The organism is Pedobacter cryotolerans (genome assembly GCF_005116475.1).
Taxonomy (GTDB): Bacteria; Bacteroidota; Bacteroidia; order Sphingobacteriales; family Sphingobacteriaceae; genus Pedobacter; species Pedobacter cryotolerans.
This window is the reverse complement of record NZ_SWBO01000003.1, coordinates 269,827-285,932: the sequence shown is the minus strand read 5'-3', so window position 1 is coordinate 285,932 and position 16,106 is coordinate 269,827. Positions and strand designations below refer to the sequence as shown.

At 35.5% G+C, this 16,106-nt stretch carries 17 protein-coding genes; all 17 read left to right on the top strand.

Features of this window, described 5'->3' with window-relative positions; genetic code table 11:
• Window positions 1–7 precede the first annotated feature (7 nt).
• The 17 genes from FA045_RS06825 to FA045_RS06740 all read left to right on the top strand — a co-directional run bounded on the left by FA045_RS06825 (window position 8) and on the right by FA045_RS06740 (window position 16,105).
• Window positions 8–553 (top strand): ExbD/TolR family protein, encoded by a 546-nt coding sequence (locus FA045_RS06825; RefSeq protein ID WP_136875821.1) that lies wholly within the window; start codon window positions 8–10, stop codon window positions 551–553.
• A 30-nt stretch (window positions 554–583) separates the two neighbouring features.
• Entirely contained in the window at window positions 584–1,405 is an 822-nt protein-coding gene (locus FA045_RS06820; protein ID WP_136875819.1) for an energy transducer TonB, read from the top strand.
• A 248-nt stretch (window positions 1,406–1,653) separates the two neighbouring features.
• On the top strand, window positions 1,654–2,559 hold the full coding sequence (locus FA045_RS06810; protein ID WP_136875815.1) for a substrate-binding domain-containing protein: 906 nt from the start codon (window positions 1,654–1,656) through the stop codon (window positions 2,557–2,559).
• A 95-nt stretch (window positions 2,560–2,654) separates the two neighbouring features.
• Window positions 2,655–4,370: a tetratricopeptide repeat protein gene (locus tag FA045_RS06805; protein WP_136875813.1), complete on the top strand. Its 1,716-nt coding sequence runs from the start codon at window positions 2,655–2,657 to the stop codon at window positions 4,368–4,370.
• 76 nt (window positions 4,371–4,446) lie between these two features.
• Window positions 4,447–4,818 (top strand): NADH-quinone oxidoreductase subunit A, encoded by a 372-nt coding sequence (locus FA045_RS06800; protein WP_136875811.1) that lies wholly within the window; start codon window positions 4,447–4,449, stop codon window positions 4,816–4,818.
• 174 nt (window positions 4,819–4,992) lie between these two features.
• Window positions 4,993–5,535, top strand: coding sequence for an NADH-quinone oxidoreductase subunit B (locus FA045_RS06795; protein WP_136875809.1), 543 nt, complete (start codon window positions 4,993–4,995; stop codon window positions 5,533–5,535).
• Window positions 5,535–6,035, top strand: a complete 501-nt coding sequence (locus FA045_RS06790) for an NADH-quinone oxidoreductase subunit C (RefSeq protein WP_136875807.1) — start codon at window positions 5,535–5,537, stop codon at window positions 6,033–6,035. Before FA045_RS06795 ends, FA045_RS06790 begins: the two co-directional genes overlap by 1 nt.
• Window positions 6,036–6,041: 6 nt before the next feature.
• Window positions 6,042–7,256, top strand: coding sequence for an NADH-quinone oxidoreductase subunit D (locus FA045_RS06785; RefSeq protein ID WP_136875805.1), 1,215 nt, complete (start codon window positions 6,042–6,044; stop codon window positions 7,254–7,256).
• A complete protein-coding gene (locus FA045_RS06780; RefSeq protein WP_136875803.1) occupies window positions 7,249–7,776 on the top strand; it encodes an NADH-quinone oxidoreductase subunit NuoE family protein in 528 nt (175 codons plus the stop codon). Before FA045_RS06785 ends, FA045_RS06780 begins: the two co-directional genes overlap by 8 nt.
• 67 nt (window positions 7,777–7,843) lie before the next feature.
• Window positions 7,844–9,220 carry an NADH-quinone oxidoreductase subunit NuoF gene (nuoF, locus tag FA045_RS06775; RefSeq protein ID WP_136875801.1) on the top strand — a complete coding sequence of 459 codons (1,377 nt, stop codon included), beginning with the start codon at window positions 7,844–7,846 and terminating at the stop codon, window positions 9,218–9,220.
• 2 nt (window positions 9,221–9,222) lie between these two features.
• Entirely contained in the window at window positions 9,223–10,233 is a 1,011-nt protein-coding gene (locus tag FA045_RS06770) for a 2Fe-2S iron-sulfur cluster-binding protein (protein ID WP_136875799.1), read from the top strand.
• A complete protein-coding gene (nuoH, locus tag FA045_RS06765) occupies window positions 10,233–11,267 on the top strand; it encodes an NADH-quinone oxidoreductase subunit NuoH (RefSeq protein ID WP_136875797.1) in 1,035 nt (344 codons plus the stop codon). Before FA045_RS06770 ends, nuoH begins: the two co-directional genes overlap by 1 nt.
• A 9-nt stretch (window positions 11,268–11,276) precedes the next feature.
• A complete protein-coding gene (locus FA045_RS06760) occupies window positions 11,277–11,777 on the top strand; it encodes a NuoI/complex I 23 kDa subunit family protein (RefSeq protein WP_136875795.1) in 501 nt (166 codons plus the stop codon).
• 104 nt (window positions 11,778–11,881) lie between these two features.
• A complete protein-coding gene (locus FA045_RS06755) occupies window positions 11,882–12,388 on the top strand; it encodes an NADH-quinone oxidoreductase subunit J family protein (protein WP_136875792.1) in 507 nt (168 codons plus the stop codon).
• Entirely contained in the window at window positions 12,381–12,710 is a 330-nt protein-coding gene (nuoK, locus tag FA045_RS06750) for an NADH-quinone oxidoreductase subunit NuoK (RefSeq protein ID WP_136875790.1), read from the top strand. Before FA045_RS06755 ends, nuoK begins: the two co-directional genes overlap by 8 nt.
• An 11-nt stretch (window positions 12,711–12,721) precedes the next feature.
• Window positions 12,722–14,623, top strand: coding sequence for an NADH-quinone oxidoreductase subunit L (nuoL, locus tag FA045_RS06745; RefSeq protein ID WP_136875788.1), 1,902 nt, complete (start codon window positions 12,722–12,724; stop codon window positions 14,621–14,623).
• Between the two features lie 18 nt (window positions 14,624–14,641).
• Window positions 14,642–16,105, top strand: a complete 1,464-nt coding sequence (locus tag FA045_RS06740) for a complex I subunit 4 family protein (RefSeq protein ID WP_136875786.1) — start codon at window positions 14,642–14,644, stop codon at window positions 16,103–16,105.
• Window position 16,106: the final 1 nt, after the last annotated feature.

The following is a 16,106-nucleotide window of genomic DNA, read 5'->3' as shown; positions in this document are numbered from 1 at the left end:
ATAAGCCATGGCAGAATTAGATACCTCCGGAGGCGGAGACAAAGGAAAAAAAGTAAGAAGTAAAAAGCAGTCTACGAAAGTAGATTTAACCGCAATGGTTGATTTGGCTTTCTTATTGATCACTTTCTTTATGCTAACAACGTCTTTATCTAAACCACTTGCAATGGATATTGCAAAACCAGATAAGGATGCTAAAGATGAAAATAAACTCGAATTAAGAGCTTCACAAACGATGACTATTTTGTTAGGTAAAGACAATAAAGTAGCTTGGTACATGGGCGAAGCTGGAAAATCTACTCCTACAATAGAAGGGTTTAGAGATTTGAGAACTTCATTATTAAAGAATAAACAATTAGTAAAAGATACATTCGGTGGTAAGGATATCATTGTAATTATTAAACCAGCTAAAGGATCTACTTATAAAAACTTTGTAGATGTGATGGATGAGTTAAACATTACTAAAACTAACATTAGTGCTCCGGCAATTGATGATGATCCAAGTCACTTATTAGATAGTGAAATTCAAGCTATGAAATTGGGTGGAATTTACTAATGAGTATTAACAAATTTAAATAACAAAGCAATGTTTGGATCTAAGATAGATTTATTAAAAAGAGAATGGCTTGATGTTGTTTTTGCTAAGAAGAACAAGGAATATGGTGCTTATGTTCTTCGCCAAAATAATGGTTCAAATACTACCAAATCGCTGTTTTTTACATCGATAGTATTTATCCTGATTTTTATGGCTCCAAAAATTTATGCCCTAATCTCAGGTATGTTGCCAGAGCCTCCACCAGAAAAAATGGTGGAGGTTGTAATGCAATCGCCCCCACCAATTAACCCAGAGGTTAAAACTCCACCACCAGTAGAGCCACCACCTCCAAAACAGGATCAGATTAAATTCCCTCCTCCAATCGTAAAACCAGATAATGAGGTTCGTGATGAAGAACCACCAAAAACTGAAGATTTGAAAAAGGCAGACCCTGGTCAGAAAACAATTGAAGGTGACCCTACAGCTGATATCGTTCAGATTGCAGCAGCAGGTGAAGGACCAAAACAAGCTCAAATTGTTGAGGATAATACGGTATATAACTTCGTAAGTATGGAAAATCCACCAAATTACCCAGGAGGTATGGAAAAATTCTACGAATACTTAGGTAAGAATATCAAATATCCGCCAATGGCAGCTGAAAACAATATCTCTGGTAACGTTTTCGTATCTTTCACAGTTGAGAAAGATGGCTCAATTACCGATGCTAAAGTTGATAGAAAACTTGGTTATGGTACTGATGAAGAAGCTTTAAGGGTATTAAGATTAAGTAAAAGATGGAATCCTGGGATGCAAAATGGTAAACCAGTACGTGTGAAATACAACATTCCAATTAAATTCAACTTACAACAATAACACATAGATGTTTAGTTTGAATCAATTTAAACAGAAATCGCCTCAACAGCGATTTCTGTTTATTTTAGGGCTTTTCATGATTTTGATTTTTTTAACAATAGGAATCATATTGGTGTTCTTTAGTGATATGCTAAATTTAGACCAGGATAAATTTCCGACGAAATACAGGATTGCTTTTGCCATAGTGCTTGTAGTTTATTCGGCAATTAGATTTGGTAGAATAATGAATCAAAAAGATACATAGTACAATGAGATACATTACACTGATATTGGTTTTATGCGTTTTAATTTCTTGCAAAAGAAAAGTTAAAACAGAAGATACCGCACAAACAAGAACAGCTGGTACTGCAGAACTATTAGTAGACGAGTCTTTTGCTCGTATACTCGATGACCAAATTGAAGTTTTTAAAGGTGATTACCCTGATGCTAAGGTTAAAACTATTTTAGGTAACGAAAATAAAATTTTACCTACTTTTTTAAATGGCAAAGTGAAGCTAATTGTTCTTTCTAGAATGCTTAAGCCTGAAGAAGAAAACTACTACAAACAAAGACAAACACCAATTTATGTAGATAGATTTGCAGTTGATGGTATTGCTTTAATTACCAATTCTGCTAATATTGATAGTAATATCACTGTTGACGAAGTATTTAATATCATGAAAGGTACATCATCTGGTAATAAAAAATTAGTTTTTGATAATGCCTATTCCAGTACTGTAAGATATTTCTTAGATTCGGCAAAAGTAAAAACACTACCTAAAACTGGAGTTTATACTTTAAACAACAATAATGACGTTATCAAATTTGTTGCTGAGAACAAAGATTACATTGGAGTTGTTGGTGTAAATTGGTTATTACAGAACAATAGTGACATTCTGTCTTATTTAACGAAAGTAAAAATGATGGGAGTGAAAGGCGCCAAAGGTAAAAGTGGGGATGATGAATATTATAAACCATTGCAAGATAACCTCATAAATGGCATTTATCCGTTCCTACGTAATGTTTATATCATAAATGCATCAGGTAGTAATGGTTTAGGCACAGGATTTGCAAATTGGTTAAGTAGCCCGCGTGGTCAGTTAATTGTACTTAAATCAGGACTAGGTCCTCATAAGGTAGTATCAAGAGACTTTAATTTAAAAGAAACGAATTAAAAATTAACATTTCAACTAGGAAGAAGAACATTGCTGATGCAGAACCAAAGAACAAGCACAGGAAAAGTTATTTTCAATTAAAACAAATGAAGACGATGAAAACGATTAAGAAAACAATAACCTTAAGTTTAGGTTTAGTAATGATGGGTGCTGCCTCATTTGCTCAAAGTTTAGCTGATGCTAAAAAGGCGATAGATGCCGAGCAGTATCAAAAGGCTACTTCAATGCTTAAAACATTGGTTGCAAGTAACGCAAAAGAAGGAGATAATTATTTTAATCTTGGTACTGTTTATTTATTATCAGACGAGATTGATTCGGCTAGAGCCACATTTACTAGTGGTACTACAGCAGACCCTAAAAATGCATTAAATTATGTTGGTTTAGGTCATGCAGATTTGCAGTCTAACAACGCTACAAATGCTAAAACAAATTTTGATAAAGCCTTATCATTCGGAGCAAAAAATTATGAAACTTATTTAGAAATTGGTAAAGCTTATTTAGCACAAGAAAAACCAGATTATACTTCGGCCTTGCCTAATTTAACTAAAGCGGATGAATTAGACTCTAAGGATAAAGACCCTGAAACTTTCTTGGCACTTGCCGACTTTTATGCAATGCAAAAGAAAAATACAGAAGCATATCCTTTGTTTTTAAGAGCTTTGGATGTTAATGCAGCATTATACAGAGCAAATGTTCAGATAGCTAGCATGTACAGAAGTGCATACGCTTTCCCTGAAGCAGAAACAGAGCTTAAAAAAGTAATTGAAGCTGATCCTAATTATGGCCCTGCTTACCGTGAGTATGCTGAATTATTGTTGCAATGGTCTTATCAAGATCCAAAAAACGGTGTTGCAAAAAGAGCGGATGCTTTAACTAATATGAAAAAGTATCTTGATTTAACTGATAAATCATTCGATTCACGTTTACGTTATGCGCAATTCTTGGTATATGCAGGTGACTTTGCAACTTTAGGTCAAGAGGTAGCTACTTTAACTTCTCCAGATCCAAATAATCCTAAAACATTTGTTGTAAAACGTATGCAAGCTTATTCTGCAATTGAGAATAAGGATTATGCAAACGGTGTAAAATACATGAATGAGCTATTCGGTAGAACTCAGGACGCAGCTCGTATTGTTGGATCAGATTATTTATATTTAGGTGTTGCTCAAAAAAACACTGGTAATGATAGTTTAGCTTTAATGAACCTTACAAAGGCTGTTGGTTTAGACTCAACAAAAGTGGATACTTTAGCAGCTATGGCATTAAAGTATTATGGAGCTAAAAATTATACTAAAGCCAGCGAAGTTTTTAAAACTGTAGTTAATGCAAACTCTGCTAGCCCAAGTTTGGTTACTAATCTTTATTATTTAGGTAGAGCTAACTATTTCAATTATGCTTCAGATTTAAGTGCTAACAGACCATTAAGAAGAGAACTTTTGGTTGACGCTGATTCAGCTTTTGCTAGAGTAAATAAATTAGCTCCAGAATATGAAGGTGCTTACTTAGATAGAGCGAGAGTAAATAAACAATTAGACAATCTTGATAATAAAACTGCTTTAAAAGGGTTGCCAGTTCCATTTTATGAGCAATATGTTCAATTGGTTACTGTTACTAAACCAGATAAGCAAACAAGTGCTAAAGCTGGTTTAATTGAAGCATACAATAACTTAGGTTCGTACGCTGCTTTAACAGATGTCGCAAAAGCTAAAGAATACTTCTCTAAAACTTTAGCATTAGATCCTGCTAACGCAAATGCTACAGAGAATTTAAAGGTTCTAGCTAGCGGAGCTGCAAAAACAGGTGGTAAATAATTATTGATTTTAATAAAATAGAAGGCAGGGTTTGTAATCCTGCCTTTTTCTTTTAATTTTGTCTAAAATAATATACATGGAAACTACAAGTACAGCTCAAGATTTTATACCTATTATATTTCAGGTAATTGTAGCTTTGGGATTTGTTGTTGTAACACTAGTAGCAACACATTTTTTGGGACCACGCCGTAAAACAAAAGATAAATTAACAACTTTCGAAGCAGGAGTTAAATCTGTCGGTAATGCTCGTCAGCCGTTTTCTATTAAATATTTTTTAGTAGCCATATTATTTGTGCTATTTGATGTTGAGGTTATTTTCATGTATCCTTGGGCGGTTAATTTTAAAGAACTAGGCTGGAATGGTGTGATAGAGATGTTTATTTTTATGGGCGCTTTATTATTAGGTTTTATCTACATCATTAAGAAAAAAGCATTAGATTGGACATAGTTAATTTTCAGTACATAGCTTTAATTTAAAAAGCTAATAACTGGAACTTACCAAATGAAAATTCTTTTATTTAGAAAGGTTCTAAATGCCAATCGTTTAAGCTAATTACTTTTAAAATATTGTAAATTTGTTGCTCATTCTGTATAATAGGATGAGCATTTTTTTGTTTATAACATGAGTGAAATCAATATAGTAGATGCACCGCCAGGAATAGAGGGCTCAGGCTTTTTTGCTACATCTTTAGATAAAGTTGTAGGTTTGGCACGTTCACATTCATTATGGCCTTTACCGTTTGCAACTTCTTGTTGTGGTATCGAATTTATGGCTACCATGGGTTCTCATTACGATTTTGGTCGTTTTGGAGCAGAAAGACTTAGTTTTTCTCCTCGCCAGGCAGATTTGTTAATGGTAATGGGTACCATCGCAAAAAAAATGGGCCCTGTTTTAAAACAGGTTTACTTACAAATGGCAGAGCCACGTTGGGTAATTGCTGTGGGTGCTTGCGCATCAAGCGGTGGTATTTTTGATACTTATTCTGTTTTACAAGGAATTGATGAAATTATCCCTGTTGATGTTTACGTTCCTGGTTGCCCACCTCGCCCAGAAGCTATTTTAGATGGTTTTGGTAAAATTCAAGAGTTAGTTAAAAGCGAATCGAGTAGAAGAAGACACTCGGATCAGTATAAAGAAATGTTGGCTTCTTACGGAATAGATTAATGGCTAAAGCAACAAATACAGAAATTATTGATTTGCTAGGCGAAAAATTCGGCGAGCAACTTTTTGATGTTACAGAACCTTATGGATTGCTAACATTTTCTACAACTAAAGATAGAATTATTGATGTTCTAACCTTTATAAAAGAAAATGGCAAAATTGATTTCAACTTTTTAACTGATATCACAGCGGTTCATTATCCAGAAAAAAATCAAATTGCTGTAGTTTACCACGTACATAGCATGGTAGGCGGAGTAAGAGCTAGAATTAAAGTTTTTATTCATGAAAACGATCCAACTATTCCAACAGCTTCCACCTTGTGGAATGCCGCCAATTGGATGGAAAGAGAAACTTACGATTTCTTTGGAGTTAAGTTCGAAGGTCACCCTGATTTAAGAAGAATTTTAAATATGGATGAATTAGGGGTACACCCAATGCTTAAACAATATCCTTTAGAAGATCCAAACAGAGTTGATAAAAAAGACGAATACTTTGGTAGATAAAACTATATGAAGCACAATCAACCAGTATATACAGATAACGATCCGCAGAGCGAATTGGTCACCTTAAACTTAGGGCCAACTCACCCCGCTACACATGGTGTTTTTCAAAACGTATTGCAGTTAGATGGCGAGCGTATTGTAAGCGGTGTTTCAACTATTGGATACATCCATAGAGCATTTGAAAAAATTGCTGAACACCGCCCGTTTTATCAAATTACCCCATTAACAGACCGTTTAAATTACTGTTCATCTCCAATAAACAATATGGGATGGCACATGACGGTAGAGAAATTGCTAAATATCCAAATTCCAAAACGCGTAGATTATTTGCGTGTTATTGTGATGGAGTTATCTAGAATTGCAGATCATATTATTTGTAATACTATTATTGCTCAAGATACAGGTGCAACTACAACTTTCCTTTATTTATTTCAATTTAGAGAGCATATTTACGAAATTTACGAAGAAATTTGTGGTGCTCGTTTAACTACAAACATTGGTAGAATTGGTGGTTTAGAAAGAGATTTTAATGATATCGCATTTGCGAAGATTAACAAATTTTTAAAAGAATTTCCAGTAGCTTTAAAGGAATTTGAAAGCTTATTAAACCGTAATCGTATTTTTATTGACCGTACTGCTGGCGTGGCCGAAGTTAAACAAGAAACCGCTTTGAGTTTCGGTTGGACTGGCCCTTTACTACGTGCAACAGGTGTAGATTACGATGTTCGTGTAAGTGAACCTTATTCATCTTACCAAGATTTTGATTTTGAAATCCCGGTAGGTACCAGCGGCGATATTTATGATCGTTATTTGGTGCGTAACGAAGAAATGTGGCAAAGTGTTCGCATCATAGAGCAAGCTTTAGAAAAAATAAAACTGGAGCCAAAAGGTATCTTTCATGCCGATGTACCTGAGTTTTACTTGCCAGGAAAAGAAGAAGTTTATAACAATATGGAAGCATTAATCTATCACTTTAAAATTGTGATGGGAGAAATTGATGCACCAAAAGCAGAAGTTTACCACGCTGTAGAAGGTGGTAATGGAGAACTTGGTTTTTACTTAATTAATGATGGAGGCAGAACGCCTTATCGTTTACACTTTAGAAGACCAAGTTTTATTAATTATTCGATGTTTGCAAAAATGAGCGAAGGTATGCTGTTATCAGATGCCATTATTAACATGAGTAGCATGAATATTATTGCAGGAGAATTAGATGCTTAAAGTAGAAGAAACACAACCTGTAGAATTTTCATCGGCTTTGGTAGAGAAGTTTGATGAAATTGTTAGCCGTTATCCAGCTGGGAAACAGAAATCAGCTTTGCTGCCTATTTTACATTTGGTACAAGCAGAACTGGGTTGGACAAGCCCTTTAGCAATGGATAAAGTTGCTGAATATTTGAATATTGAACCGATTGAGGTTTACGAAGTTGCATCTTTTTACAGTATGTACTTTTTACAACCAAAAGGAAAATATGTATTAGAAGTTTGCCGTACTGGACCTTGTTGCCTAGTTGGTGCAGAAAAAATAATGGATCATATTGAGCACAAACTTGGCGTTAAAGAAGGCGAAGTTACAGCAGATGGTTTATTTAGCTGGAGAGGTGTAGAATGTTTAGCAGCTTGTGGATATGCTCCAGTATTACAAATAGGTCCAGATTACACATTCTATGAGAACTTAACCGAGCAATCGGTTGATACATTAATTGATAACTTGAAAAATAAACAAGATTTGAGACAATAGATTTGAGATTTGAGAAGTTGGACGCTTAGTCTCATATCTCACATCTCACATCTCATATCTATATAACATGGGACGTAAACTATTACTAGAACATATCAACGTACCTGGCATTAACACGCTAGAGGTTTATCGCCAAAAAGGTGGTTACCGTGCCGTAGAAAAAGCTTTAAAAACTTTAACACCCGATGAGGTAGTAGAAGAGGTTAAAAAATCTGGCTTACGCGGTCGTGGTGGTGCAGGTTTTCCTACCGGGATGAAATGGAGCTTTTTGGCTAAACCAGAAGGTGTTGCTCGTTATTTGGTATGCAACGCTGATGAATCTGAACCAGGAACTTTTAAGGATAGATATTTAATGACTCACATTCCTCATGCATTAATTGAGGGGATGATTGTTGCTAGTTTTGCCCTAGGTGCCAAAACATCTTATATCTACGTTCGTGGAGAAATGATGCCTCAAATCCGTATCCTAGAAAAAGCGATTGCAGAAGCTAAGGCTGCTGGATGGTTAGGTAAAAATATTTTAGGAACAGGTTACGATTTAGAATTATATGTGCAACCTGGTGGTGGCGCTTACATTTGTGGAGAAGAAACCGCATTGTTAGAATCATTAGAAGGTAAAAGAGGAAATCCTCGTATTAAACCTCCATTTCCAGCAATTGCTGGTTTATATGGTTGTCCAACGGTAGTAAATAATGTAGAATCTATTGCTGCAGTTGTGCCAATTATTAATGATGGTGGCGATGAATATGCAAAAGTGGGTATCGGTAGAAGTACGGGTACTAAATTAATATCAGCTTCTGGTAACTTGGTAAAACCAGGTGTTTACGAAATTGAATTAGGCTTACCAGTTGAAGAATTTATCTATTCTGATGAATACTGCGGTGGTATTGCTAATGGCAAACGACTAAAAGCAACAGTAGCTGGAGGATCATCTGTACCAATTTTACCAGCTAATTTAACACTTAAATATGCTAATGGCGAACCTCGTTTAATGAGTTACGAATCGCTTTCTGAAGGTGGTTTTGCAACTGGAACGATGTTAGGTTCTGGTGGTTTTATCGCATTTGATGAAGACCAGTGTATTGTTAGAAATACTTGGAATTTTGCCCGTTTCTATCACCACGAAAGTTGCGGACAATGCTCACCTTGTAGAGAAGGAACAGGTTGGTTAGAAAAAGTTTTACACAGATTAGAATACGGACACGGAAAAATGAGCGATATTGATTTGCTGGTTGATGTGTCTAAAAAAATAGAAGGAAATACAATTTGTCCGTTGGGCGACGCAGCGGCTTGGCCTGTTGCAAGTGCAATTAGACATTTTAGAGATGAGTTTGAATGGCATGTAAAAGAGCCAGTAAAAAGCTTAAGCAGCAATTATGGTATCGCAAACTATGCTGTTCCGATAGAGAAAAAAGTTGAAGAAGTTAAACAGGATAATTCTTAATCATGGCTGATTTAATGAAAGTTACCATAGATGGGATCACGGTAGAAGTTGCACCGGGCACAAGTATTCTCAATGCCGCGAGGGAAATTGGGGGCGATATTGTACCGCCTGCAATGTGCTATTACTCTAAGTTAGAAGGTAGTGGTGGTAAGTGCCGTACATGTATTGTTAAAGTAAGTAAAGGTTCTGAAAAAGATCCTCGACCGATGCCTAAATTGGTAGCATCTTGCCGTACAACAGTTATGGATGGCATGGAAGTGCAAAATATTACTTCGCCAGAGGTTTTAGAGGCAAGAAGTGGTGTGGTAGAGATGTTATTAATCAACCATCCTTTAGATTGCCCAGTTTGCGATCAAGCAGGCGAATGCGATTTGCAAGATTTAGGTTATGAACACGGTTTGCAAAAAACTAGATATGAATTTGAACGTCGTACTTTCGAAAGAATAGATATTGGCGATAAAATTCAGCTACACATGAACCGTTGTATTTTATGCTACCGTTGTGTTTTCACTGCAGATCAAATTACCAATAAACGTGTGCATGGTATTTTAAATCGCGGCGATCATTCAGAAATTTCTACCTACATACAAACAGCAGTTGATAATGATTTCTCTGGAAACGTGATTGATGTTTGTCCGGTAGGTGCGTTAACTGATAGAACATTTAGGTTTAAAAATAGAGTTTGGTTTACTAAACCTGTTGATGCGCACAGAAATTGCACACACGAAAAGTGTAATGGTAAAGTAACACTTTGGTATAAGGGTGAAGATGTTTTACGCGTTACGGCTCGTAAAGATCAGTTTGGTGAGGTTGAGGAGTTTATCTGTAACGAATGTCGTTTCGATAAAAAAGCAACTTCAGATTGGACTATTGAGCATCCAACTCATATTTCAGATACTTCGGTAATCGCCTCAAACCATTACGAAACGTTTAAGCCTTTGCCAGTTATTAAAGAAAATCCTGCTTTGCAGCAAGCAAATAAAGTTGAACTAGAAAAAACCAGTAAATTCTAATGGAGATAAGTTTTGTAATTGAAAAATTTGCACTGGTAACTATTTTATTTGCCATAAGCTTGCTAATTGCGATGTATTCTACTTATGCAGAGCGAAAAGTAGCGGCATTTTTGCAAGATCGTTTAGGTCCAGATAGAGCGGGCCCGTTTGGTATTTTACAACCATTAGCCGATGGTGTAAAAATGTTCATGAAAGAAGAAATTGTGCCATCAAACGCAAGTAAATGGTTATTTATGGTTGGCCCAGGTTTGGCAATGCTTTGTGCTTGTATTGGCACAGCAGTTATTCCTTGGGGGCAAGATTTAAATTTTGATGGAAGAATTATACCTCTACAAGTAACCGATATAAATGTTGGTGTATTGTATATTTTTGGCGTTGTTTCTTTAGGTGTTTATGGCGTAATGATTGGCGGTTGGGCTTCAAACAATAAATATTCTTTGCTAAGTGCAATTAGAGCGGCATCTCAAAACATCAGTTACGAAGTTGCCATGGGTTTATCTATTATCGCTCTGCTTTTGGTAACAAATACCTTAAGTTTAAGAGAAATTGTAGAAGACCAACATGCATGGAGATGGAATGTATTGTATCAACCATTAGGATTTTTAATTTTTATGATTTGTTCTTTTGCTGAAACTAACCGTGCTCCATTTGATTTGCCTGAATGTGAAACTGAGTTAATTGGTGGATATCATACTGAATATTCTTCAATGAAATTAGGGTTCTATTTATTTGCAGAATACATTAACATGTTTGTGTCGTCTGCAGTAATGGCAACTTTATATTTTGGTGGTTACAATTATCCTGGTATGGATTGGGTGGCAGCTCACGTTGGACCAATTGCAGCTCCTTTAATTGGTACAGCAGTTTTGTTCTTAAAAATATTTGCATTTATCTTTTTCTTCATGTGGGTACGATGGACAATCCCTCGTTTCCGTTACGATCAATTGATGAATTTAGGATGGAAAGTTTTAATCCCTTTGGCAATTGCCAACATTGTAATTACGGGTATTGTTATAGCAGTAGTTAATTTTTAAGGAGGATACATGGAATCATTAAGTAATAAGAAAAAAGTACTCGAACAAAAGCCATTAAATTTTGCAGAACGAATGTATTTGCCTGCTATTGTTAAGGGTTTAGGTACTACGATGAGCCATTTCTTTAAGAAAAGCTCAACTATAAAATATCCAGAGCAAGAAAGAGAATTTTCTATCAATTGGAGAGGAATGCACTCTTTAAAAAGAGACGAAGAAGGCAAGGAACGTTGTACAGCTTGTGGTTTATGTGCATTATCATGTCCTGCAGAAGCGATTACCATGATTGCTGCAGAGCGTAAACCAGAAGAAAAAGCATTGTATCGTGAAGAAAAATATGCTGCAGTTTATGAAATCAACATGTTACGTTGTATTTTCTGTGGTTTGTGCGAAGAGGCTTGCCCGAAAGAAGCTATTTATTTAGATGGGCCAATTGTACCGTCTGATTATTTACGTAAAGATTTTATTTACGGGAAAGATAAATTGGTAGAAGCTCCTTTGGAGGGGAAATAAAATAATAGAAAGTTCGTCATGCTGAATTTATTTCAGCATCCGTTTAACAGATCCTGAAACAAGTTCAGGATGACGGCAAATAAATAAACTAAACAAAAACATTAATGGGTACATCAGTATTCTATTTCGTAGCAACCTTAAGCATCATATTTTCACTGATGGTAATCTTTTCGAAGAATCCAATCCACAGTGTATTATATCTGATCCTTACATTTTTTACTTTTACAGTTCACTACGTGCTATTAAATGCACAGTTTTTAGCAGTTGTAAATTTTATCGTTTACATGGGTGCAATTATGGTTTTATTCCTCTTTGTGCTTATGTTATTAAACTTAAATAAAGAAAATGAGCCCAACAAAACCGCTTTTGTTAAAATTTTAGGCGTAATTGCTGGCGGATGTTTAATTGTAACCTTAGTTGGTTCGTTTAAAGCAGTTGCAATAAATAGTCCTTTGGTTTTAAAAGATCCAAATTTGGGTTTGGTAAAAAACTTAGGTAAAGAATTATTCGGGCCGTTTATGTTGCCATTTGAATTGTCATCAATTTTATTGCTAGTTGCAATGGTTGGAGCAGTATTACTAACTAAAAAAGAAGAAAAAGCGAATGGATAATTTAACCTCAACCATGCAAGCGGTTCCGCTTAACCATTACATTTGGTTATGTGCAATCATTTTTACAATTGGTGTAGTTGGCGTGCTAACTCGCAGAAATGCAATCGTGATTTTTATGTCGGTAGAATTGATGTTAAATTCTGTGAATTTGTTGTTAACAGCTTTTTCAGTACATCATAACGATCCATCAGGACAAGTTTTTGTATTTTTTATTATGGCTTTAGCAGCTGCTGAAGTTGCTGTAGGTTTGGCCATCATTGTAATGGTTTACAGAAATACGCAATCAATAGATATTAATGTGTTAAATCGCCTTAAGTGGTAATTATATAGAAGATGATAAATAGTTTACTTTGGTTAATTCCCTTGCTTCCGCTTTTAGGCTTTGTAATTAATGGCCTAGGCAGAAATACGTTAAGCAAAAGCCTTGTTGGTATAATTGGCAGTGGCGTAATTTTAGCTTCTTTTGTATTGAGTATCGCTATGTTTTTCGAATTAGGATCTGGTGCTCAAAAACAATTTACTGTAGATCTTTTCGATTGGATTAGCGCTGGAACTTTATATATTCCACTTTCGTTTTTATATGATCCGCTAAGTGCGATAATGCTTTTAATCATTACTGGAGTTGGATTTTTAATTCATATCTACTCTGTAGGTTATATGCATGATGATGCAGGTTTTGCTAAGTTTTTCGCTTACTTAAACCTATTTATCTTCTTTATGTTGATATTGGTTTTAGGCTCAAACTACATCGTAATGTTTATTGGTTGGGAAGGCGTAGGTTTATGTTCTTACCTTTTAATTGGTTTTTGGTATACCAATAGCAATTATGCAAGTGCAGCTAAAAAAGCATTTGTTATGAATAGAATAGGAGATTTAGGTTTCCTTTTAGGTGTATTCTTAATTTTTACCACTTTCGGTAGCGTAGAATTTGCAAGAATATTTCCACAAGCTGCAGCTATGATGCCGGGAGCAGGAGTGATCACCTTAATAACGATTTTATTGTTTATTGGTGCTTGCGGTAAATCTGCACAATTACCTTTATTTACTTGGTTGCCAGATGCAATGGCTGGTCCAACACCAGTTTCTGCTTTAATCCACGCTGCAACCATGGTAACTGCCGGTATTTACATGATTGCTCGTTCTAGTGTTTTATTTGATTTAGCACCAGATACACAAACAGTAATAGCAATTGTAGGTACTGCAACAGCTTTAATCGCTGCAATTATTGCTTTAACCCAAACAGATATTAAAAAAGTATTGGCTTACTCAACAGTATCTCAATTGGGATACATGTTTTTAGGCTTAGGTGTTGGTGCTTACACAGGATCATTCTTCCATGTATTAACTCACGCATTTTTTAAAGCATTATTATTCTTAGGAGCGGGTTCGGTAATTCATGCCATGCACCACGAGCAAGATATGCGCCACATGGGTGGATTAAAAGCTAAACTGAAAACAACTTTTGCAACCATGATGATTGGTACAATAGCCATTGCTGGTTTGCCTCCATTTTCAGGTTTCTTTTCTAAGGATGAAATATTAGCTCACGCTTACCAAGAAAATAAAGTGCTTTGGGCAATTGGTTTGTTAACGGCATTTTTAACTGCATTTTATATGTTCAGGATGATGTTTTTGACCTTCTTTGGTAAGTATCGCGGAACGCATCATGCAGAAGAAAAAGTACATGAGTCGCCAAGTACAATGACTTTGCCATTAATCGTATTAGCGGTATTAGCTGCAATTGGTGGTTTAATTAACATTCCAGCGGTTTTTGGTGGCAATGAATGGTTAGCGCACTGGTTAGAAGGAGCAGGCATTAAACACCATGCTTTAACTTTAGATCACGCAACAGAGTATGCTTTAATGGGCGTATCAGTTTTGGCAGCAGTTGTAGCATTAATATTTGCTTATACAAGATATGTTAAAAATGCACACGTGCCTGTTGCAGATGAAGCTCAACGTTCTGCGTTAGCTAAATTATCATATCATAAGTTTTATTTAGATGAAATTTATGATGCGATCATCAGAAAACCACTTGATGCTTTCTCTAAATTTTTCTATCGTATTATCGATAAAAAATTAATTGATGGTTTGGTAAATGGTTTAGGCTGGACAGCAACTGAAGGTAGTAAAGGTTTACGTTTATTACAATCTGGTAATGTTGGTTTTTATATTTTTATGATGGTATTTGGTATCGTCGCTTTGTTATTGTATACTTTTTTATCTATCGCTTAATCGGTTCAACAAATATAAATGGAACTTTTACTACTCATATTTTTACCGCTAGCAGGAGCAATCATCACCTCATTTATTAAAGGTGGCGCTGCTAAAATAAGTGCCTTAGGATTTGCACTTGCATCGCTCTGCGTTACAATCGGATTATTAACACAGTTTACTCCAGATGCAACAACTCAATTTGCAGTAAATTATCCTTGGATACAGCAATTGGGAATAAATTTCCACGTAGGTATTGATGGAATTAGCATGATTACGGTTATTTTAACTAACGTTTTAATGCCGTTGATTATCTTATCTAGCTTTAAACACGAATACAAAAATGCCAATGCTTTTTATGCATTAATGTTATTTATGCAAAGCGGATTGCTTTTAGTGTTTACCGCACTAGATGGATTTTTATTCTATATCGGTTGGGAAGCCGCGTTAATTCCAATTTATTTTATTTGCGCCATGTGGGGCGGTAAAGACCGTATAAAAGTAAACATGAAGTTTTTTGTTTACACCATTGCTGGTTCACTTTTCATGTTATTGGGTATCATTTATTTGTACCTTCAAAATCCAGCAAACAATTTCGATATCAATGCATTTTATGCTTTAAACTTAGATAGCTATCAACAGGGCTGGATTTTTTGGGCTTTCTTTATCGCCTTTGCTATTAAAATGCCAATTTTTCCTTTCCATACTTGGCAACCAGATACCTATACAGAAGCTCCGGCTCCAGGAACGATGTTGTTATCAGGTATTATGTTAAAAATGGGTATTTATGGTGTGATCAGATGGTTATTGCCAATAGTACCACAAGGTGTAAATGACTGGGTTTGCGTCGCAATGATACTTTCTGTAATTGGTATCGTTTATGCATCACTAATTGGTTTTACACAAAAAGATGCGAAACGATTGATAGCTTATTCATCTATTGCACACGTAGGCTTAATTGCTGCCGGTATCTTTACTTTAAATACACAAGGTATGCAAGGTGTAATGGTACAAATGTTAAGTCATGGTATTAACGTAGTTGGCTTATTCTTTGTACTGGATATCATCTCATCTCGTTTAAAAACCAACAAAATTGATGAATTGGGTGGTTTAGCAAAAGTTGCTCCGCAGTTGGCTATTAGCTTTCTAATCATCCTTTTAGGTACAGTTGCTTTACCTGGCACAAACGGTTTTGTAGGAGAGTTTTTATTGCTGTATAGCGTTTATAGCTACAATGTATGGTTAGGTGCAATTGCAGGTTTAACCATCATATTCGGTGCGGTTTATATGCTAAGGATGTATCAAAAAGTAATGTTAGGCCAAACTAATGAGTTAACCATAACTTTTGCTGATATAAAAGGAACAGAAAAAATTGTGTTGTATACTATTTGTGCTTTAGTTATTGTAATGGGTGTTTATCCAAAACCAATATTACACATTTCTGAAGCAGCTGTACAACAATTATTAGAACAAGTAAATCAAAAATTAACAGGGGTAAACTAGA

Excerpts from the sequence above, each read along its gene's own strand:
- FA045_RS06825 (WP_136875821.1), top strand. The coding sequence starts at position 8 with ATGGCAGAATTAGATACCTCCGGAGGCGGAGACAAAGGAAAAAAAGTA.
- FA045_RS06820 (WP_136875819.1), top strand. The coding sequence starts at position 584 with ATGTTTGGATCTAAGATAGATTTATTAAAAAGAGAATGGCTTGATGTT.
- FA045_RS06810 (WP_136875815.1), top strand. The coding sequence starts at position 1,654 with ATGAGATACATTACACTGATATTGGTTTTATGCGTTTTAATTTCTTGC.
- FA045_RS06805 (WP_136875813.1), top strand. The coding sequence starts at position 2,655 with ATGAAAACGATTAAGAAAACAATAACCTTAAGTTTAGGTTTAGTAATG.
- FA045_RS06800 (WP_136875811.1), top strand. The coding sequence starts at position 4,447 with ATGGAAACTACAAGTACAGCTCAAGATTTTATACCTATTATATTTCAG.
- FA045_RS06795 (WP_136875809.1), top strand. The coding sequence starts at position 4,993 with ATGAGTGAAATCAATATAGTAGATGCACCGCCAGGAATAGAGGGCTCA.
- FA045_RS06790 (WP_136875807.1), top strand. The coding sequence starts at position 5,535 with ATGGCTAAAGCAACAAATACAGAAATTATTGATTTGCTAGGCGAAAAA.
- FA045_RS06785 (WP_136875805.1), top strand. The coding sequence starts at position 6,042 with ATGAAGCACAATCAACCAGTATATACAGATAACGATCCGCAGAGCGAA.
- FA045_RS06780 (WP_136875803.1), top strand. The coding sequence starts at position 7,249 with ATGCTTAAAGTAGAAGAAACACAACCTGTAGAATTTTCATCGGCTTTG.
- nuoF (WP_136875801.1), top strand. The coding sequence starts at position 7,844 with ATGGGACGTAAACTATTACTAGAACATATCAACGTACCTGGCATTAAC.
- FA045_RS06770 (WP_136875799.1), top strand. The coding sequence starts at position 9,223 with ATGGCTGATTTAATGAAAGTTACCATAGATGGGATCACGGTAGAAGTT.
- nuoH (WP_136875797.1), top strand. The coding sequence starts at position 10,233 with ATGGAGATAAGTTTTGTAATTGAAAAATTTGCACTGGTAACTATTTTA.
- FA045_RS06760 (WP_136875795.1), top strand. The coding sequence starts at position 11,277 with ATGGAATCATTAAGTAATAAGAAAAAAGTACTCGAACAAAAGCCATTA.
- FA045_RS06755 (WP_136875792.1), top strand. The coding sequence starts at position 11,882 with ATGGGTACATCAGTATTCTATTTCGTAGCAACCTTAAGCATCATATTT.
- nuoK (WP_136875790.1), top strand. The coding sequence starts at position 12,381 with ATGGATAATTTAACCTCAACCATGCAAGCGGTTCCGCTTAACCATTAC.
- nuoL (WP_136875788.1), top strand. The coding sequence starts at position 12,722 with ATGATAAATAGTTTACTTTGGTTAATTCCCTTGCTTCCGCTTTTAGGC.
- FA045_RS06740 (WP_136875786.1), top strand. The coding sequence starts at position 14,642 with ATGGAACTTTTACTACTCATATTTTTACCGCTAGCAGGAGCAATCATC.